Source organism: Clostridium sp. NSJ-49 (genome assembly GCF_014287725.1).
Lineage (GTDB): Bacteria > Bacillota > Clostridia > Clostridiales > Clostridiaceae > Clostridium > Clostridium disporicum_B.
This window is the reverse complement of the sequence record NZ_JACOOP010000003.1, coordinates 26,238-46,035: the sequence shown is the minus strand read 5'-3', so window position 1 is coordinate 46,035 and position 19,798 is coordinate 26,238. Positions and strand designations below refer to the sequence as shown.

The following is a 19,798-nucleotide window of genomic DNA, read 5'->3' as shown; positions in this document are numbered from 1 at the left end:
AAAAAAGAGTGCTATGCACTCTTTATTTGTAAAAATAAAACATTCTTACTTTTCTATATAATTTTTCCCTTGATAAATATCATTATCTTCTAATGCTTTATCTATAGAATTTAAAACTTCCCACTTCTTTAAACTCCACATTGGTCCAATTAAACTTTCTCTTGGAGCATCTCCTGTTAGTCTATGTACGACCATTTCTTGTGGTAACATAGCTATTCCTTTACATATTAAATCAATATAGTCTTCTTGACTTAATAATTGTAATTCTCCGCTCTCATATTGTTTAACCATTTGTGTTCCTTTCATTAAATGAAGTAAATGGAACTTTATTCCTTGAGCTCCTGAATGAGCTACATAATCAACAGTCTTTAGCATGTCTTCTTTAGTCTCACCTGGTAATCCAAAAATAGTATGTACTACAACTTCGATATTTCTATCCTGAAGTTTCTTTATTCCTTCTTTAAAAACTTCAAAATCATATCCTCTATTAAAGTTTCTTGCACTTTCATCATTAACAGTTTGAAGCCCAAGCTCTACCCAAAGATATGTTTTCTTACTTATCTCTTCAAGTAAATCTACTACATCATCATCTAAACAGTCAGGTCTTGTTGCTATAGATAATGCTACTACATTTTCTTGGCTTATTGCTTCTTCATACTTTTGACGTAACTCTTCTACTGGAGCATAAGTATTAGTATAGGCTTGAAAGTAAGCAATATACTTTCCATCTTTCCACTTTTTCTCCATCATCTTTTTTCTATCAGCAAACTGTTCATTAATAGATAATATTCTACTACCAGCATAGTCACCTGAACCTCTAGCACTACAGAATGTACATCCTCCCTTAGCTACTTTCCCATCTCTATTAGGACAAGTAAATCCACCGTCTAATGATATTTTATATATTTTCTCATTAAATTTATTTCTTAGGAAATAATTTAAGCTATGATATCTCTTACCATTCCATTCTTTTCTCATATATAACTCCTATTTTAATGATATTAAAAGGAAATCAGCTAAATACTGATTCCCTTTTAATTAATTTTATTATTAACTATTTTAAAACACTCATCTATTAATTACAACTTATTAATTTCCAAGTTTTCTAAATCTAAAATATATTCCCCACTTAGAGCTTCTTGTTGTCCTTCAGAAGTCGTTACTTTAAATTTAAAAACATCTTCTTCAAACTTTCCATTAGAAATATTATATTTTTCTTCTGGGAACATAGTATCTAACTCAGTTTGAATTAATTCTCCATTATCACTTTTATATAGTCTAACTCTTTCTTTATTATACTTATTGTTATAGTTTACTTGTAAGATATCCTCTTCTTCTGAAAAAACAAATTTTGTTACTTCGCTATCCTTCAATAAATCTATAGTAACTAACTTTTGTGCAATAGGTTTTTCTAAAGCGTCCTCTAATACATCAATATTTTCAGTACCTAAACTTGCTCCTGAATTACCACCTTCATTTCCTGGTTGAGCACTAGTCATTAATGCTTCATCTATGTACGCTATACATATATATGAATCTTTATTATCGGTTGTTGTTATTGCAATTCTTTTTCCTGTAAAACTTAAACAAACCTTTCCAAATGACTGCTTAGGAACTATATCTTTGTAAAGCATTATATTATTATCTTTTAAGTATGTATCTTTAGGTAAATTGCTTAAACTAATAATTAAACTACTCTTGCCACCTTCTTCTCCTATTACACGTAACCCATTACCCTTTGTATAAATTTCTTTTTCTGATTTAGATTTTATTTCATCAATCTTATATTCGTTATGTTGTTTTTTTATTTTAAAAGTAATATTCTCTAAATCACTTTTAGGTTCAACATCTGAACTTCTTACTATATTATAAATAAAATATGCATAATTACTACCTTCTATAGATTCATCAGATTTAAAAGAAATAATTTTTGAAACACCTTCTCCTGTGTTTTTATTAGAACTTACTAACTCTTCTGAAAGCAAATTATTTGCAGCATCAAGATTTCCTGAAATAACATTATTCAAATAATCTTTTACTATATTATTTGCTTTTTGCATATCAAATAAGTTAATAGCTACATCATCTTTATCTTCTACTTTAGAACATCCAGTTAAAATTGATATTGTTAGCATTATAATTACAATTAGTGATTTATTTATTTTCAATTTGATAACCACCTTTAATATTATTCTTTCTAAAACTAGTTATATAATTTTATTTTTTCTATAAAATTCTCTCTTATTCATAAATAAAGAATAAAACTAATGTAAAACTTATATATTTTATATTAGGAATATATTGGAGGGATGTAATTGAAAAAAGATTTAACTAAAATTTTTCAGATAGCTGTAGTATTTATAGGGACTATTGTTGGAGCTGGGCTTGCTTCTGGTAAAGAAATAACTCAGTTCTTTACATCATATGGATTAAGTAGCTTTATTGGCATAATATGTTGTGGTATTTTTTATATCATAATGGGCTCTATTATTTGTAAAATAGGAATAGCTTATAAACTTAATTCTTATACTGACGTATTAAAAGTAATTAGTCCAAATTTATTAGGAAAGATAACTGGAATAATAACTACTGTTTACTTGCTTTCTAGCGCATCTATAATTTTAGCTGGAAGTGGGGCTTTAATTAATCAATTTTTTGGTATACCTAAAATTGTCGGAACTTTAATTATGCTTGGAGTAGCATCTATATTTTTGTTAAGAGATACAAACGGTTTAATTGAAGTAAATTCTTTTATTGTTCCATCACTTATAACAACTATTTCTGTAATCTTCATACTTTATTGCCTATTCTCTAATGATACACTTAGTTTTGAATTTATTAATAGTTTTGAACCTCAAAAAAGCGGAATTGTTTTATCTACTATCCTTTATGCTGGATACAATGTTCTATGTTGCTCTGGAGTTCTAGTTCCTTTAAGTAATGAAGTAAAAAAACCTAAGATTATGACTTATGGAGTTATTTTCGGTGCATTAGGTTTAACAGTTCTTTCTTGTATAATTAACTTATTATTATTTATAAATCAACCATATATATATCAATACGAAATACCTCTATTATTAGTAGCTCAAAGATTTGGTAATATAATTCAAGCTATATTGCTAATAATAATCTGGTTAGAAATGTTCTCTACAGAAGTTTCTGATGTTTACTCTATAAGTAAAAGTTTAGAACAAACTTTTAATATAAAATTTAAACATGGTATTTTCTTAGTACTTGCAGTAGCACTACCTATATCACAAATAGGATTTAGTAATTTAATATCTATACTTTACCCTCTATTTGGGATATTAAGCTTAATATTTATCTCTCAATGCATTTACTTTTACATTAAACATAAAAAAGAACTTAACTGTTAATCATGTTAACAGTTAAATATTTATTTGAATACACTTATAAAAAATATGCCTACGGCACAATTTCTCTGCCGTGGGCATATTTCTTTTCATATAAGATAAACACTTCTCTGTACAAGCCACTCTTATCTTCACTTAGTAACTAAATTAGTCTTCAAAATAAGTTAAGCTAGGTATATTCTTGTTATTCATTATATCAAATGATACTGGTGGTATAAATGTTCTCTTAACTGATCCTCTTAATTCTGCTATTCTTGTTACTCCAACATATACGTCTGATATCTTATACCATGTTGCATAATCGACTATCCCTGTCTGTGGTAGATTAAATATGCTTTGAAATACCTTTACTGATTCTTTGGTTGAATCTCCATAGACTCCATCAACAGCGACCTTAGGTATAAGCGGATAATTCTGTGCTATTCTATTTAGTTGCTCTTGTATAGTTTGAACCTCTGGTCCACTTGATCCTACAGTTAAATCATAACCAGGATAAGATTTAGGTGAACCTTCAACAACTTCAGCTGTTACAAGTTCTATATCATCTCCATAAAAATGAGTTAGTATATCATATGGTGTCTTTCCTTGATCACCAAGATATTTACTTCCCCATTGAGTCATCCATCCAGGACATTGAACGTTTTTACCATCACAATATTGAGTTAATAAAGGTTGCTTTCTTCCATATCTCCTAATATAACTTGAAAATATATCATCGACTATAACACTTATGCTGTCATATAAATTTCTACCATAATTAAATGCATGGTCATATGCAGTAGAGTTAGTTATGTCGTAATTTTTTCCTTTTCCCCTATACCATTCTGTATATATTCTATTAAGAGTAAAAGATATTATTGCATATACATTAGCTCTTATTGTACTTTCAGGCCAAGTAGAATAAATTTCACAAGAAGCTACATTTTTAATGTAATCTTTATAAGGAACTTTGTAATTAGGTGCAGAATCATTATTTGGGCTTCCATCATGAACTGTTATATATTCAGGTACTACTGGTTTTGGAAGTACAACCCCACTTGTTGGTGGTGGTAATGGTTTATCTACTTCTTCTGGTATCTTTGATGGATAATTACCGTTTAAGGTATGTGGGGCTATATTTATAATATCAGCTCTTGTCTTTCTACTGATAATATCGCTAGCCGAAATTAAATAACAAGGTTGAATTGCAAGAGATTGAGAAAAGATTTGAATTCCATTTACTGTTAAATCTTGAAATCCAGCTCTCTCAATTCTTAAATCATATAAACTGTATGGTGTTGGTCTTGATGGCTCCTGAGAATATGCAAATGGAGGAGCATCTAATTCTATTATTTCAGTTTCTCCTGATGAATTTGTGACAAGATTTACTTCTTTACTTTCCCCTTCTTGACCTGCTGATGGCTTCAATATAGCTTTAGTCCCATCTACTGGGATATAGGTATCATTTACGTAACATTGTATCTTTAATCTTCCCTTTTCAGCCATAATTTCTCCTTAATATATTTCTCCACTAATATAAATATGATTTCTAATCTTAATTAGTTACTACATTAATCTTCTTTAGGCTTTCGTACAAATAAACTTCCAACGTTATATTCATCATACCTACTCTGATTATCAAATTTCGGTGAATATACATCCCTTATTACATCAAAAACTTTTTCTAAATCAAACATTCCATAACCCCAATCTCTATTAGGATATATATCTCCCTGCCTTCCATTTGCTCCACTTATAATGTATGATTTTATCTGATTAGAATATAAAGTTGGGTCATTACCATCTACTATTGCCCACTGTAATATTAATGCACATCCTCCCGCAACAACAGCTCCTCCCACAGATGCTCCTGTAATTGTAGTAGTTCCTCCACCTGGTCTCGCAACTAAAGCATTTACTCCTCCTGCTGCAATCTCTGGTTTTATTCTTCCATCTCTTGTATATCCTCTTCCTGACTCTCCAACTACTGAGTTATTATTTTGATTATAATATGCTACTGATATAGCTCCAGATGCTGTGCTCGGAAGTGTTAATGTAGTATCCTCAACCGGACTTAAAAACTTTGTATCTGCATCTATTAATTCTCTTTGAGGTATCCATGCATAGTAATTTCCATTTACTATATATTCACCTGTCAATCTAAACTTCCAAATACCTTCTCTTATGTTTGATGCTTGTATAGATATCAATCCATCTCCTGTAGTTTGCTCTGGACTTGTAAAATTAACAATCATTTCAGTTCCTTCATAAGTAAACTTTATTCTTTCCTTATTGGTGTTTTTCGATGTTAGATTAGGAATAATTTCACCTGAAGGAGATATGATTGAAAGAACTACTCTATTAGGTTTGTTCATCCATATTTCAATAGGCAACACTTTTTGTTTAGAGCCCATTCTTATTTGTATATCCTTATAATCACCAGTTTTTTCGATTACACCTTGTGTATGCGTCTCAGTATTACCTTGATTTCCAGTAGGAGTTACTAAAACTGTACCAATTCTTCCACTATTATTATTAATACTCCCTTCTACAATACCGTTTCCTGTATGTGAGCCCATATTGCTACCAAGAGGAATATATACAACTACTGGTCTATTGACTTCCTTCGCAACAGCTGTTATATATCTAATACCTAGTAATACACTCCATGGAGTATAGCTTGGAACATTTGAATCTATGAATGCTCTCTCTAATTCAGTTTTACTAGCTTGAGTTAGCTTAACTATTACAAACTCACAATCTGGTGCTGCTCCTTTTAAATCTGGATTTATTCCCCGACCTCCAATAATACTAGCCATAGCCGTTCCATGGCCTATAGTATCTTTAGTTGCTACTAATGTATAAGGATCTCCTCCACTTTTTTGTAACTTTATAGCTTCTGTTATTTGTTCCTCAGTATATTCTATTCCATAATTTAAATTATAAATTTCTTTATTTCCTTGTATAGTTTGGTCCCATATTCTGAATATCCTTGATGTATCATCTTCCCTCATAAATTCTTGATTTAGGTAGTCAATTCCAGTATCTACTATTCCTACAAGTACTCCTCTTCCATTTAATCTTAAATAAGGATTCTGCCTTATACTCTCTATCCCACTAGCTTCTAATGGTGTAATTTGATTTAAAGTTAATATTGTAGATATTTCTATATCAATTATTTTTATACCTAATTTTTCTATATCAGGAATGTTATTTTCAGGAGTAATTAATATAGCAAATGTCTCAGATATAATAACACCTTTAGTATCTGGCAATTTTAAAGCTTGTAAAAAAGCTTCTCTCGTCGGAATCTCAACTAATAAAAATACATCATTCTTATCGGTATTACTTGAAGTAGTAGGTGTTACAGTATTTGTAGCATTATTACCTGTATTTATGTTTGTATTGCTACTTGGCTGATTATTATTTGTTACTGTATTTGTACCATTTGTGCTTGGTACAATATTTTCTTGTCTATTACCTTTTTCTTTTTCATTTTTGTCTCTAAGTAAACTATTAATAACCTCAGTTATTAAACTTAAACTATCATAAGCACAAACTTCTCCATATCCCCAAGATGGATCTGGGTAAATAACATCTCTTCTATCCCTCTTAGCTCCTAATAATATATAATATCTTAATCTCTCTCCATATAAATATGGATCATTAAACTTTACAGTCCCCCATTCCATCATTAATGCACATATTCCTGTTACACTAGGAGTTGCCATTGATGTTCCTGATTTAGCTGCAAAGCTTCTATTAGGTATAGCTGATTCTATGTTTTCACCTGGTGCAACAATATCTGGCTTTATTTCTCCTCCGTTATATAATCTTCCTCTTCCGCTAAAAGGCGAAATAGTATTTGTTAAAAAGTTATAGCTTCCAACAGATATTACATTTCTAACAGTTGCAGGAATACCTAATGTATTATATACAGTAGGATTTAAGAATTTTGTACTTACATTTAGCCCCTCAGATATAGGGAGCCACATATCAAAATTTCCCTCATAATCATTTATTCTTCTTAGAACTATTGTCCATTGTCCACTAGAAATAAAAGTATTTACTCCAAATAATACAATTCCTATTTCACCGCTAATATCAAATGGCTTAGGTCCTGTATCATATATATCATACCTACTTGAACCAACAACTCCACTATTAAAGCCTTCAATTAAATTTATTATGCCACTACTTTTCCCTTCGGGAGATATAAGCTCTAGGCTCAATTGTGGTAAAACTGATTTATATAAATTTATAGAAACCATAGTTTCATCGCTAGCAACGTTAAAATTTATTCTATTTTCATTATTTATGTCTCCACCTATATGGTGAGCTGCTTCCCCCTCATTTCCTGCAGCAATTACTATAGTTATTTTCTCTAAAGAGGATACAGTTTGAATATATTGTTCTAAAAGACTACTTCCATTATGAGCTCCATCATTAGTGCTTAAGCTAATATTAACTACCAGTGGCATTTGTAATTCTTTTGACCTATCAACAAGAAATTTCAAACCTCGCATTATTAATGTACTTAATGAAAACCTAGTCCTTGTTACCTTTACCATTGCAATAGAACTCTTTGGTGCAACACCATAATAGTTTTTATCTATTTTACCTCCAGCACAAGCTATTCCAGCTACATGAGTTCCATGTCCTACTACATCTGTTAAGTTAACTACTGATAATGGATCGTTAGAATTTAATGCTTGATTTATCATTTCTTTATCATATACTTTACCGTCACCATCCAGGTCATATATATATTCAATTCTAGTTGTTCCATCATCATTTCTAAATGCTGGATGAGTATAATCTATTCCAGTATCTATGAATCCAACTAATGTGCCTTCTCCTAACAAACCATAAGCTCCTTGAGCTGTTTGAACACATGAAGCCCTATTTGCTTGTGCATCTGTTAAATATAAACTCTTTGGTAGCTCTATATATTGAATTACAGGACTAAGAGTTAAATCCACAATCTTATCCACATGTATTTTTACTAAACCGAAGTTATAGCCTAAATCTTCATAAGTTCCACCTAAGTTATCCACAGTTTGTCTAACTTTATCCACAGCTTCGCCAGAAATAATAACAACCTCTATTAAATCATCTGCCGATTTATTTAAATAAGTGCTTGATATATTCAATTTATTTAGAATTTCTGCCGGTAATTTTTTCAGTGTACCTAATAGATCTTGCCTTAATTTATTATTTTCTATAATTTTCACCCCAAAAAAATTCTTTAATCTAATATATGCTTATTACTTAAACTTTGTATTTATTGCAATAAAAAAAGATGCCTTTTGGCATCTTTTATAAAGTAATTTCTATTCTTTCTAATTTTGCTACAACTTCGAATTCCTTAACTGTAACAGTTTCAGTCATTAGGGCTCCCCCGTTGCTAACTAATAGATATTTAGAATTACCTAAACTTTTTAATTGTCTTATAATTCTTTCCCCTTTATAATCAACAAGGAAAATTCCATTATTGCTAGGTTCTTTTACTAAATGAGCAAAAGCTAAATCACCTTTAATCATTCTAAATCCAGACATTTCATTATCTTGAATTTCTATGTATAGAACCTTATCCTGCGGAAAACCTTCAACCTTATTCGAGCGAACAGGCAATTCTTTTTTTCCTTTTATATTGTTTAAACTATAATCAAAAATAGGTACACTTTTTAATACTGAAGCGAAGGCATCATTCCAAACTTCAGTTGTTTCAACCTTTTTAGGCTTCTTATTAACTTCTAAAGTCTTTCTTTCTTCCATAAGAGCTTCATCAGTAACTACCATATTTATATCATTTAAATCTGTATTTAATATTTTAGCTGCTTTATCTATAAAAGATTCTTGAACTACTTTTCTACCAAGTTCAACATCATTTATATATTTTTCTGCAACACCTAATTTTTTAGCAAGTACCTTTTGAGACATCCCAGACTTTAATCTTGCTTCTTTAATTCTTTGCCCAACTCTACTCATTTGATTTTATTCCTTTCTATTTCTTAAATGCCATTCTCGCTCTTCTATTAAATGGTTTATTAAATAATTAAAAGTCCAATTAATAGAGTTTGGCGTTACCATAGCTAAAACTCCACCTTTTATTTTAGTTCTAGTTAAAGCTATAGCTTCTCTCAATTCACTCTCTGGAAAGTTATTATATATTATTGCTTTCTCTTTTATAGGATTATTATTAATAATTTCAAATCTTAATCCATCGAGTACCTCTTTTAAAGTCATTTCACACATATCAGGTAATACATTAATAACTTTATAATTAAATTCATTTAACCATTCTAATTCATCATTAGTTAGACCATAAGCTAAAATACACTTATTATTATCCAACATCTCAATCCCCCATAATTATACTATTCTATTATTGCTGGCTCATCGAACTTTTCACCAAATGTATCAACAGTTACTTTCTTCATAACTTGATCTTCGTATGGTTTATCATTGTAATCTGTTTTAGTTACAACTATCTTATCAGCTACATCCATACCTTCTATAACTTTACCAAATGAAGCGTATTGTCCATCAAGATGTGGAGCATCTGCAACCATAATGAAGAATTGGCTTCCTGCTGAGTCTGGGCTCATAGCTCTTGCCATTGAAAGAACTCCTCTTGTATGTTTTAAATCATTTTTAAATCCATTTCTAGAGAACTCACCCTTTATTGAATATCCAGGTCCTCCAATTCCCATACCTTCTGGGCATCCACCTTGAATCATAAATCCTGGTATTACTCTATGGAATATTAATCCATCATAAAATCCTCTATTTATTAAATCAACAAAGTTCTTTACTGTATTTGGAGCTACTTCTGGATATAATTCAGCTTTTATAACTCCTCCGTTTTCCATTTCGAATGTTACTATTGGGTTTTTCATAAAAAATACCTCTCTTTCATTTTGCTATAACTTATTATTATCATATTTATCTACAGCAATTCAATAATTTAGCATTAAATTGTTGAATTATTTTCAAAAAAATAAGCTTCGATAGTAACGAAGCTTAAAAAAACTGTATTATTAATTGTTATATTAAAATGTTGTTCCTAAAACAACCCTAGAATAATCTGAATAATTCGTCAAATTTTTAACAGAAATATGTTTAAAAACATACTCTCTTCCTAACTTTTCTATTAACTCTGAGAAAAGGCAAGTCAAAAATGATGTTGAAATTCTATCGTATCCTTCAAAATCTAATACTATGCCTGATTCTATATTTTTTCTTATGCTATCCTTTAAAACTATAGCATCTTCGCATGAATAGCTATTTCCTAATAAATTTTTTACCTTAATATCCTTTCTCATGATTAATCCCCCTCTATATTTTAAAATTTTCTGAAAATTCCTTCTTATGTTATTATAATACATCACACTTAATTGATTGTCAATATTTTAACGATATTTTTTTATGATTTTATATATATCTGTTTTTAGTAATAGTATTTAAAGTAAAAAAGAAGCCTTTCGGCCTCTTGCTATAAATTTATTAATTTCCAACTTAAATCTATGAATCTCTCTTCATCTGATGAATTATATACTTCTATCTTCCCTTTTTGATGAGAATCATTTAAGAGATCTTTTTCTGCTAATCTCCTTTTTATTTCTCTTGCAGTACCTAGTCCACCATCAATAATTTCTATATCATTTCCTATTACATTCTTGATTGCCTCGCTAACAAATGGATAATGAGTACATCCTAAAACTATAGAAGAAGTATTACTACTATCATATCCATGAAGTTTTTCTTTTAAATACTCTTCTAATTCTTCTCCCGTAAAATTCCCATTTTCAACGAATTCCATTAATCCCTCACATGGTATTGGAATTATATCAGCTTTATCTTTGTATCTATTTAATAAATATTTAAACTTATCTTGTTTTACTGTCATAGGCGTAGCCATCATTAATATCTTGCCTTTTTTACCCAGTTCTACTGCTGGCTTTATTGCTGGCTCTATACCTACTAATGGTATATCAGGATATACTAATCTTAATTCTGCTACAGCTGCACTAGTTGCAGTATTGCATGCTACAACTATGCCCTTTGCTCCTTTTTCTAATAAAAACTCAACAGTATTAAATGTTAAATCTCTTATTTCCTTTTTTGTCTTTGTCCCATATGGTGCATTTTTTGAGTCTCCGAAATATATATAATTCTCATTAGGCATTATCTTAAGTGCTTCTCTTAATACACTTATTCCTCCTAATCCAGAATCTAAAAAACCTATTGGCATCTCTTTCTTATTCAAGGTATTCTCACTCCAATTTATATAGTCCAAATTTATAATAAAACTTACTACTAAATTATTCAAGCAAATACACTGTATATAACTACAAAATAAAAAATCTAATTCTTTTATTATTTGTTAATATCTATGTGTAATTTTAAATTTGGAATATCACTTATATTACTTATAAATATTCTATACCTTTATAGAAAGTAAATCTACTTACTTTTTTATTATCTATTTAATATTCCATTACATCCATGATGGAATGCTAACTTTTTCTTTTTCAATAATGCTTGAGTTTATCTTTCTACTTCTCTTTTGAGAATTTCTAGTTACTAATTCTTGTGCTTCATTTATACTCTTTGCCTTAAATACTATTGTCCATCCATTTTTATCATATTTCCCAGCACACATAACATATTTATCATCATCTTTATTTACCCCGTTTGTCATGTCATACACAAAGCTATTTAACTCTCCAATATTTTTATAATTAAGTTTAACAAAAATCCCTCTATTACCTTTCATATCGCACCTCCGAACTGTTGTTCTGATGTTATTTTATCAGAACATTCGTTCTTGGTCAATATATATTTCAACATTTTTTTACAAATTTATTACCTTAAATTAACTTTACTTCTTATTTGTTTTTAAAATAATTTTTCTAGAGATAGCTCTAGGTAATAATTTATTTGCATTTACTAATACTTTATTTTTAAATCCAGGAATTATAATAACTTCTCCTTTTTTAAACTTATCATATCCTACTTTAGCTACTATATCTGCATTCATAAGATACTTCTTAGCCTTTTCTGATTTCTTTATACCTGCTTTGCTTTGAAAACTAGTTCTAACAGGCCCTGGGCAAAGACACGATATATTTATTCCATATTCTTTTACCTCTTCATGAATTGCTTCGGTAAGATTTAACACATATGCTTTAGATGCATAATATGTAGCCATTCTTGGTCCTGATGCAAAAGCTGCTGTAGAAGCAACATTTAATATTCCTCCTGATTTCTTTTCAATCATCTTTGGTAAAAAATATTTAGTTAATTTAGTTAACGCTTTTATATTTATATCTATTAACTTCTCTTCCGTTTTCCAATCTATCTCTGCAAATTCTCCAAATGAACCAATCCCTGCATTGTTAACTAAAATATTTATATCTATTTCATTCTTATTAATATATTTTATAAGCTTATCAACTTCATCTTCTCTTGATAAATCTACATCTAACATGATAATTTTATTTTTTTCATTATTTAACTTATCTACTGCCATTTGTAATTTTTCTTTATCTCTAGCTACTAATATCAAATTATAGCCATCTCTTTCAAAAAGCTTTGCTAACTCATACCCTATTCCACTTGATGCTCCTGTAATTAAAACATAATTATTATCCATACTTTTCCTCCAATTCTTATAAAACCATTATATCATCTTATATTAGCAGTAGTATCTACGAAATTAGTCGATATTTTCCCTTATTTCGCTCCCATATTATTACATTTTTCTCAATATAAGTTATGTTACTGTATATATTGTAAAGACAATCTATACAATATATACAAAGGGGGATTTTATGAAAGATGCAACAATAATGCTTCGTGTTACAGCCGAGCAGAAATTAGCAATAAAACGTACAGCTAGAAAACTTGGGCTCACTATAACAGAATTTACGCTTCTAAGTCTTATGAAAGCAATTAGTGATACTGAAACTAGCCAAAATTCCGAAGTTACATTAGATTTGCTTAGCTCTAAAGATGATTAAACATATAAATACCATATAATCGCCATATAATAACCATACAAAATTTCAATTAATTATTTTTGAACATAACTTTTTTTATGCAAAAAAGCATACTGGTGTATAACCAACATATAATCACCATACAATTACAATAAAAAAAATTTATAAAAGGATGTGATAGAAATGAGAATAAGTGCTGATATTGGATATAATACTACTAATTTTATAGGCGAAAATATGGAAGGTTCCTTCCTTTCAACAATAAAAGAACAAACTCATGAATTAGAAACTGCTAAATATGTTGTAGAATATAATAATAAAACTTATTTAATAGGAAATACTGATGGTTTTACTAGTACTGAGCAGAGCAGAGAGAAAGATGCTATATTCCACCTTTGCTTATATACTGCTATTGCTGCTTCTATGACTAATACTATAGATAATAATGTTAGATTAATCACTGGTTTACCAGCTCAATTTTTTGCTGAGCAAAAGTTACCTCTAATAAGAGCTCTAAAAGATAGACAAGTTGCTCTTAAAATTAATGGTAAATTTAAAAGTTTTACTATAACTAGTGTTATAGTCTTCCCTCAGTCTGCCGGTTTATTTTTATATGATAAGTCATTAGTAGAAAAGGATACCTTAGTTGTTGATATTGGCGGTGGTACAGTTGATATAACTTATATGAGTCAAGGACAATTTAAAGAAGCTAAAACCTACCCTCTTGGAGTTAACAGTATGTATGATACGTTACTTCAAACACTATCTAAATATGGAATTAACTATTCTAATCGCATGAAAGCGCAAGAACTAATTGATGATCGTTGCATTTATGTAGAAGGGAAAGAAATAGACATATCTAAAGATATAGATAGTATATTAAGCTTTAAAGCTAAAGAAATTATTAACTCTATAAAGCAGTCTTTTCCTGAACAATCCAAATACTCTAGATGGCTTTTTATTGGTGGTGGGTCACTCTTACTTAAAAAATATTTATCTGAATACAAAGTTCTTGATGATGCTCAAATGATAAATGTAAAAACTTATGATATTATAGGACGAACTAAGAATGCATAAGAAAATAAAAACAACTATCACCCTATCTAGCCATATTAAAGAATTTGCCACAGAAGAAGCTAAAAGCTTAGGTTTAGATTTTTCTGCTTATATAACCGTTCTTATTGCAGAAAAGCTCCGTGGTTACAATGTTATAAATACTATGCCTGCTCCTATTTCAACTAACTTAGATACATCTATTAAGGATATACCTGTTGAACCTAAAGAAGAAATTGATGAATTCCAAATCGACGAATTGGACAGGCTGTTATCATTAACAGCAGATGAGTAAAACTCATCTGCTGTTGTGTTTTTTGTATTACTTGTTATTACAATCTATACAATTTATACATTTAATTTGTGTCTTTTTAATATTTCTATATTAACTAAGAAAAAATCCTTAATTTGAGCTAAAACCTCTCTCCTCTTATATTTCTTCATTCTGTCATAAGGTCTTAAATCTGATGGTATCCCATACGCTTTTATTCCAAGCCTTCTTGCAATATATATAGCTCTTGGTAGATGATATCTATTAGTAGATATTATTGCACTATTTATATGAAAAATATCTTTTGCTCTATACATACTGTCATATGTACAAAGCCCTAATCCATCTAACAAAATTATGTCGCTATCTATCTCTTCATAATTTCTCTTAATCCATCTCTTCATTACTAAAACCTCATTATACGTTTCATCTTTTTCTTCACCTGTAAGTAAAATAGCTTTACAATCATTATTTAAATACGCTTCTACACCAGTCTTAATTCTATCTGCTAGAAGATCACATGGATTTCCATCTGCTCGCACTCCCGCCCCTAACACGATAACAGCATCACACTTACCTATTACTGAATTTTTATTTAATATATATCTTTTATCGTAACTTTTTATTATTAGTAATATAGTTATAAAACTTAAAGCTGCCAAAATAACAATTATTAAACAACCCCACAATATATATTCCATATATACTCCTAAAAAAATAATATAGTATATTGTATGTTATATTTAATTTTTTTGTATCTTTATTTTACCATGTATAACCTTATTCTATTCTTTCTTATCGCCATCAAAATGACACAAAACAGGTATATTATTAAATACATAAAGTAGTTAAAGCATTATTATTTACCCCTAAAAAACCACCATAAATAAAAAACTAGTACCAAATGTCCCCCAACTATGGTACTAGTTTTTTTTGTTATAATTCAATATTCATTTTTACATGAGGTATATTCACTTCGTCATACACATCTGAAATCACCTTAAACCCTACACTTTCATATAAGTCCTTAACGTATAATTGTGCAGATAAAACCACTGTGCTTTCATTTAGATTATTTTTTATAAACTCTAAAGAAGCTTCCATCATCTTTTTGGCTACGCCTTTTCTTCTGTGACTTTGGAGTACTAAAACTCTTCCAATGGATATATTGTCATATCCCATTCCCTTAGGAACTATTCTTGAATAAGCTACAACTATTCCCTCTTCTTTTAACATTACATGATGACATTTCTTATCTTTATCATCAAAATCTTGCTCTGAAGTAATCTCCTGTTCACAAACAAAAACCTCAAACCTAGACTTAGCAATCTCATACATCTCATCAACGGTTAAGTCATTAAAAGATTTTATTTCAAAATCCATATACTCCTCAACTCCTTTCATCTTTTACGAAATCAAACTACCTTATTTGTCCGTTTCCATAAATAATATATTTAATAGTAGTAAGTTCTTTTAATCCCATAGGTCCTCTTGCATGAAGCTTTTGAGTGCTTATTCCTATCTCAGCTCCAAAACCAAACTCTTCACCATCTGTAAATCTAGTTGATGCATTAACATAAACTGCTGCTGAATTTACCCTTTGTAAGAATTTTTGTGAATTTTCATAGCTCTTTGTAACTATAGCTTCAGAATGTCCTGAACTAAAGCTATTTATATGAGTTATAGCTTCGTCTATATCTTTAACAACTTTAACACCTATCTTATAATCTAGATATTCGTTGTACCATTCTTCTTCTGATGCAAGAATTATATCTTTATCATAAGCTATAGCACTTTCATCTCCTCTTACTTCTACTCCGCTAGCTCTTAGCTCTTTTAATATAAATGGCATAAAGTCATCAGCTATCTTTTCATTAACTAATAACTTCTCTGCTGCATTACAAACTGATGGTCTTGAAGTCTTAGCATTTATAACTATATTCTTAGCCATTTCAAAATCACATTCTTCATCAATATATATGTGACAATTTCCTGTTCCTGTTTCTATTACTGGCACAGTTGCATTATTTACTACAGCTTTAATCAGCCCTGCTCCACCTCTTGGAATAAGAACATCTATATAGTCATTTAATCTCATCATTTCAGTAGCTACTTCTCTACTAGTATCTTCTATTAATTTAATACTATTTTCTGGTAAGTCTACAGATTTTAAAGCTTCAATTAGTACCTTTACTATAGCTTTATTAGAATATATAGCTTCTTTACCACCTCTTAATATAACTGCACTTCCCGCTTTAAAACAAAGTCCTGCAGCATCACTAGTTACATTAGGTCTAGCTTCATAGATTATTCCTATTACTCCCATAGCAACTCTTTTTTGACCTATTTGTAGTCCATTTGGTCTAGTCCACATTGATACAACTTCGCCTACTGGATCTGGAAGGCTAGCAACTTGTCTTAATCCATTAGCCATTCCTTCTACTCTTTTTTCATCTAACGATAATCTATCTAACATAGCTTTAGCTGTACCTCTATTCACAGCTTCTTGCAAATCTATTTTATTTGCTTCAATTATAAAGTCTTTGTATTTTACAAGATAATCAGCCATAGCTAATAAACCTTTATTTTTTTCACCTGTAGATAAATTGCCTAATATATTAGAAGCTTCTTTTGCTTTTTGTCCTTTTAAAATTAACTCACTCATAATTCATCCTCCTAATTATTTTTAAGAAATAATGTTCCAATTTCATTGCCATTCATTATATCTAATAGAATAGTTGGTTCATTACCATTTGCTAATATCATATGTACTCCAAATGATGTTGCAGTTTTAGCCGCAGTTAATTTAGTTGCCATTCCACCAGTTCCAAGGCTACTTCCTGCACCTCCAGCACATGCTTCTAGCTCCGGAGTTATACATTCTACAACTTTTATAAGTTTAGAGTTTGGGTTTTTTCTCGGATCTGAATCATAGAATCCATCAATATCAGAAAGAATTATTAAAAGATCTGCTGAAACCAATCCAGCAACTATCGCAGATAAGTTATCATTATCACCAAATCTAACTATATTTTCTATTTCATCTATAGCCACTGTATCATTTTCATTAACTATAGGTATTATTTTATTTTCTATTAAAGTTTCAAATGTATTTACAACGTTCTCTCTTACATGGTCATCTTCTATTACATCTCTTGTAAGGAGCACTTGTCCCACAACGTGACTATACTCTCCAAAAAATTTACTATATATATGCATAAGTTCACATTGTCCTACGGCAGCTGCTGCTTGCTTCTCTTTTATCGTTTTTGGCTTTTCTTTAAGTTTTAGTTTATTAACACCTACTCCAACAGCACCTGATGTTACAAGAATAACTTCTTTTCCACTATTCATTAAATCAGAAATAACCCTTGTTAATTTCTCAATTCTAGTTAGATTTATATTTCCATTATCATAAGTAAGCGTTGATGTTCCTACCTTTACAACTATTCTGTTGCAATTCTTTAGTTCATTTCTATATTCCAAGATTCTCAGCTCCTATACTTTATACTTATCTTTATATTATAATTATTTTCAATTATTTTTACCATAAAAATCAATATTCTATTTATTCTTATTTTTATGCATAAAGACTATTGATTTTTTATATTTTTGCATATAAAATTAGTATTGTTGCATAAATATTAATTTTTACATAAAGGGGGATACAAAATGGACATATCAAATTCTAAATCATTCAGTGAAAATAAATTTAATTTTAAAAACAATATAAAATTTATCATACCTTCATTATTAGGTGTATTATTATTCATGACACCAATTAGCTATAATGGGGATATTACAATACCTGTTGCAATACTATCTAATAAGCTAACAGAATTACTTGGGGGTTCATTACCTTATATAATTGCTGCAACATTAGCTATATCAGGTATAATGACTTTTATAACTTCTGTTTTTAAACCTAAGTTTATTTTAGAAAATAATTTTTTAAAATCATTATTTAGTACAACACCTCTTTGGGCTATTTCAAGAATTGTTGGTAGCATCTTTGGTGTATTAACTTTATTACAAGTAGGTCCTGAGTTCATAATTAGTGATGTATCTGGTGGGTTTGTATTTAATGATTTATTAACTATTCTTTTCTCAATATTCCTTTTTGCAGGATTATTACTACCATTATTACTTAACTTTGGATTATTAGAATTCGTTGGTTCCCTTTTAACTAAGGTTATGAGACCTTTGTTTAAATTACCAGGACGTTCATCAATAGATTGTATCACTTCATGGCTTGGAGATGGTACTTTAGGAATAATATTAACAAGTAAACAATATGAAGATGGATTTTACACTGAAAGAGAAGCAGCTGTAGTTAGTACTACATTCTCTGCTGTATCAATAACATTTAGCTTAATTGTTATTCAAACTATAGGACTTAATGGAATGTTTATACCATTCTACTTAACAGTAACTTTTGCTGGTATAGTAGCTGCAATAATAGTTCCTAGAATACCACCACTTTCAAAGAAAAAAGATATTTATTATAAAGGTAAAAAAGCTGAAAATTCTTCAGAAGATGTTCCTGAAGGACATACATCTTTAAGCTGGGGATATAAATGTGCTATAGAAAAGGCTTCTCAAAATTCAGATGCAAAAAACTTCTTTGTAGAAGGATTTAAAAATATATTAGATATGTGGATGGGAGTTCTTCCAATAGTAATGTGTTTTGCTACAATAGCACTTGTAATTGCTGAATTTACTCCAATATTTAGAATATTAGGATTACCATTTGTACCTGTACTACAATTATTACAAGTACCTGAAGCTGTAGCAGCTTCTCAAACATTAGTTGTTGGATTCGCAGATATGCTATTACCATCAGTTATAGCTTCTACTACAATAACTAATGAAATGACTAAGTTTATAATTGCTTGTGTATCTGTAACACAGCTTATATACATGTCAGAAGTAGGTGGAGTTTTACTTGGTTCAAAAGTTCCTGTAAACTTAAAAGAAATATTAATAATTTTTGTAGAAAGAACTTTAATAACACTACCTGTTATTGTACTAATAGCAAACTTCCTTTACTAATTAAAAGTAATAAAGAATACTTAATTATAAAATCAGCCCAAGAGGCTGATTTTTTTATGATA

Annotated in this window: 20 protein-coding genes; 5 read left to right on the top strand and 15 right to left on the bottom strand. The window is 29.7% G+C overall.

Translation table 11 applies throughout. The annotated features are described in order from the left end of the window. Positions 1-45 precede the first annotated feature (45 nt). Positions 46-978: a TIGR01212 family radical SAM protein gene (locus tag H8S10_RS01575; protein ID WP_055265167.1), complete on the bottom strand. Its 933-nt coding sequence runs from the start codon at positions 976-978 to the stop codon at positions 46-48. Positions 979-1,079: 101 nt separating this feature from the next. Further along, positions 1,080-2,168, bottom strand: coding sequence for a hypothetical protein (locus H8S10_RS01570; protein ID WP_186837731.1), 1,089 nt, complete (start codon positions 2,166-2,168; stop codon positions 1,080-1,082). Positions 2,169-2,315: 147 nt separating this feature from the next. Between H8S10_RS01570 and H8S10_RS01565 the strand changes: the two genes are divergently transcribed. After that, positions 2,316-3,377: a hypothetical protein gene (locus H8S10_RS01565; RefSeq protein WP_055265170.1), complete on the top strand. Its 1,062-nt coding sequence runs from the start codon at positions 2,316-2,318 to the stop codon at positions 3,375-3,377. Positions 3,378-3,521: 144 nt separating this feature from the next. Here the strand turns inward: H8S10_RS01565 and H8S10_RS01560 are convergent, their stop codons facing one another. The 9 genes from H8S10_RS01560 to H8S10_RS01520 form a co-directional block, all read right to left on the bottom strand. Further along, positions 3,522-4,859: a peptidoglycan-binding domain-containing protein gene (locus tag H8S10_RS01560; protein WP_186837730.1), complete on the bottom strand. Its 1,338-nt coding sequence runs from the start codon at positions 4,857-4,859 to the stop codon at positions 3,522-3,524. A 65-nt stretch (positions 4,860-4,924) separates the two neighbouring features. Next, positions 4,925-8,587, bottom strand: a complete 3,663-nt coding sequence (locus tag H8S10_RS01555) for a S8 family serine peptidase (protein WP_186837729.1) — start codon at positions 8,585-8,587, stop codon at positions 4,925-4,927. Between the two features lie 85 nt (positions 8,588-8,672). After that, positions 8,673-9,344 (bottom strand): helix-turn-helix transcriptional regulator, encoded by a 672-nt coding sequence (locus tag H8S10_RS01550; RefSeq protein WP_055265176.1) that lies wholly within the window; start codon positions 9,342-9,344, stop codon positions 8,673-8,675. A 6-nt stretch (positions 9,345-9,350) separates the two neighbouring features. Continuing rightward, positions 9,351-9,713: a DUF3783 domain-containing protein gene (locus H8S10_RS01545; RefSeq protein ID WP_055265178.1), complete on the bottom strand. Its 363-nt coding sequence runs from the start codon at positions 9,711-9,713 to the stop codon at positions 9,351-9,353. A gap of 20 nt (positions 9,714-9,733) precedes the next feature. Next, the gene (locus tag H8S10_RS01540) at positions 9,734-10,255 is read right to left on the bottom strand and encodes a peptidylprolyl isomerase (RefSeq protein ID WP_186837728.1); all 522 of its coding nucleotides are present in this window, start codon (positions 10,253-10,255) and stop codon (positions 9,734-9,736) included. Positions 10,256-10,408: 153 nt separating this feature from the next. Further along, positions 10,409-10,681, bottom strand: a complete 273-nt coding sequence (locus H8S10_RS01535; protein ID WP_186837727.1) for an STAS-like domain-containing protein — start codon at positions 10,679-10,681, stop codon at positions 10,409-10,411. 170 nt (positions 10,682-10,851) lie between these two features. Then, complete coding sequence (gene murI, locus H8S10_RS01530) at positions 10,852-11,625, bottom strand: glutamate racemase (protein ID WP_186837726.1); 774 nt, start codon at positions 11,623-11,625, stop codon at positions 10,852-10,854. Between the two features lie 231 nt (positions 11,626-11,856). Beyond that, a complete protein-coding gene (locus H8S10_RS01525) occupies positions 11,857-12,135 on the bottom strand; it encodes a hypothetical protein (RefSeq protein WP_070205668.1) in 279 nt (92 codons plus the stop codon). 105 nt (positions 12,136-12,240) lie between these two features. Beyond that, positions 12,241-13,014, bottom strand: a complete 774-nt coding sequence (locus H8S10_RS01520; RefSeq protein WP_186837725.1) for an SDR family oxidoreductase — start codon at positions 13,012-13,014, stop codon at positions 12,241-12,243. A gap of 178 nt (positions 13,015-13,192) precedes the next feature. Between H8S10_RS01520 and H8S10_RS01515 the strand changes: the two genes are divergently transcribed. The 3 genes from H8S10_RS01515 to H8S10_RS01505 all read left to right on the top strand — a co-directional run bounded on the left by H8S10_RS01515 (position 13,193) and on the right by H8S10_RS01505 (position 14,708). Next, positions 13,193-13,381 (top strand): DUF1778 domain-containing protein, encoded by a 189-nt coding sequence (locus H8S10_RS01515; RefSeq protein ID WP_186837724.1) that lies wholly within the window; start codon positions 13,193-13,195, stop codon positions 13,379-13,381. 162 nt (positions 13,382-13,543) lie between these two features. Beyond that, entirely contained in the window at positions 13,544-14,437 is an 894-nt protein-coding gene (locus H8S10_RS01510; RefSeq protein ID WP_055265190.1) for a ParM/StbA family protein, read from the top strand. Then, positions 14,430-14,708 (top strand): hypothetical protein, encoded by a 279-nt coding sequence (locus tag H8S10_RS01505; RefSeq protein ID WP_186837723.1) that lies wholly within the window; start codon positions 14,430-14,432, stop codon positions 14,706-14,708. The genes H8S10_RS01510 and H8S10_RS01505 overlap by 8 nt, the downstream gene beginning before the upstream one ends. Positions 14,709-14,761: 53 nt before the next feature. On the opposite strand, the gene H8S10_RS01500 is transcribed toward H8S10_RS01505, so the two are convergent. The 4 genes from H8S10_RS01500 to proB form a co-directional block, all read right to left on the bottom strand. Continuing rightward, positions 14,762-15,385: a YdcF family protein gene (locus tag H8S10_RS01500; protein WP_186837722.1), complete on the bottom strand. Its 624-nt coding sequence runs from the start codon at positions 15,383-15,385 to the stop codon at positions 14,762-14,764. 235 nt (positions 15,386-15,620) lie between these two features. Next, a complete protein-coding gene (locus tag H8S10_RS01495) occupies positions 15,621-16,067 on the bottom strand; it encodes a GNAT family N-acetyltransferase (protein WP_186837721.1) in 447 nt (148 codons plus the stop codon). A gap of 37 nt (positions 16,068-16,104) precedes the next feature. After that, on the bottom strand, positions 16,105-17,349 hold the full coding sequence (locus H8S10_RS01490) for a glutamate-5-semialdehyde dehydrogenase (RefSeq protein ID WP_186837720.1): 1,245 nt from the start codon (positions 17,347-17,349) through the stop codon (positions 16,105-16,107). Between the two features lie 11 nt (positions 17,350-17,360). Further along, positions 17,361-18,170, bottom strand: coding sequence for a glutamate 5-kinase (proB, locus tag H8S10_RS01485; protein ID WP_055265200.1), 810 nt, complete (start codon positions 18,168-18,170; stop codon positions 17,361-17,363). 186 nt (positions 18,171-18,356) lie between these two features. On the opposite strand from proB, the gene H8S10_RS01480 reads away from it, so the two are divergent. Further along, positions 18,357-19,736, top strand: coding sequence for a YjiH family protein (locus tag H8S10_RS01480; protein ID WP_186837719.1), 1,380 nt, complete (start codon positions 18,357-18,359; stop codon positions 19,734-19,736). Positions 19,737-19,798: the final 62 nt, after the last annotated feature.

Excerpts from the sequence above, each read along its gene's own strand:
- H8S10_RS01575 (WP_055265167.1), bottom strand. The coding sequence starts at position 978 with ATGAGAAAAGAATGGAATGGTAAGAGATATCATAGCTTAAATTATTTC.
- H8S10_RS01560 (WP_186837730.1), bottom strand. The coding sequence starts at position 4,859 with ATGGCTGAAAAGGGAAGATTAAAGATACAATGTTACGTAAATGATACC.
- H8S10_RS01550 (WP_055265176.1), bottom strand. The coding sequence starts at position 9,344 with ATGAGTAGAGTTGGGCAAAGAATTAAAGAAGCAAGATTAAAGTCTGGG.
- H8S10_RS01545 (WP_055265178.1), bottom strand. The coding sequence starts at position 9,713 with ATGTTGGATAATAATAAGTGTATTTTAGCTTATGGTCTAACTAATGAT.
- H8S10_RS01540 (WP_186837728.1), bottom strand. The coding sequence starts at position 10,255 with ATGAAAAACCCAATAGTAACATTCGAAATGGAAAACGGAGGAGTTATA.
- H8S10_RS01535 (WP_186837727.1), bottom strand. The coding sequence starts at position 10,681 with ATGAGAAAGGATATTAAGGTAAAAAATTTATTAGGAAATAGCTATTCA.
- H8S10_RS01525 (WP_070205668.1), bottom strand. The coding sequence starts at position 12,135 with ATGAAAGGTAATAGAGGGATTTTTGTTAAACTTAATTATAAAAATATT.
- H8S10_RS01520 (WP_186837725.1), bottom strand. The coding sequence starts at position 13,014 with ATGGATAATAATTATGTTTTAATTACAGGAGCATCAAGTGGAATAGGG.
- H8S10_RS01515 (WP_186837724.1), top strand. The coding sequence starts at position 13,193 with ATGAAAGATGCAACAATAATGCTTCGTGTTACAGCCGAGCAGAAATTA.
- H8S10_RS01510 (WP_055265190.1), top strand. The coding sequence starts at position 13,544 with ATGAGAATAAGTGCTGATATTGGATATAATACTACTAATTTTATAGGC.
- H8S10_RS01505 (WP_186837723.1), top strand. The coding sequence starts at position 14,430 with ATGCATAAGAAAATAAAAACAACTATCACCCTATCTAGCCATATTAAA.
- H8S10_RS01500 (WP_186837722.1), bottom strand. The coding sequence starts at position 15,385 with ATGGAATATATATTGTGGGGTTGTTTAATAATTGTTATTTTGGCAGCT.
- H8S10_RS01495 (WP_186837721.1), bottom strand. The coding sequence starts at position 16,067 with ATGGATTTTGAAATAAAATCTTTTAATGACTTAACCGTTGATGAGATG.
- H8S10_RS01490 (WP_186837720.1), bottom strand. The coding sequence starts at position 17,349 with ATGAGTGAGTTAATTTTAAAAGGACAAAAAGCAAAAGAAGCTTCTAAT.
- H8S10_RS01480 (WP_186837719.1), top strand. The coding sequence starts at position 18,357 with ATGGACATATCAAATTCTAAATCATTCAGTGAAAATAAATTTAATTTT.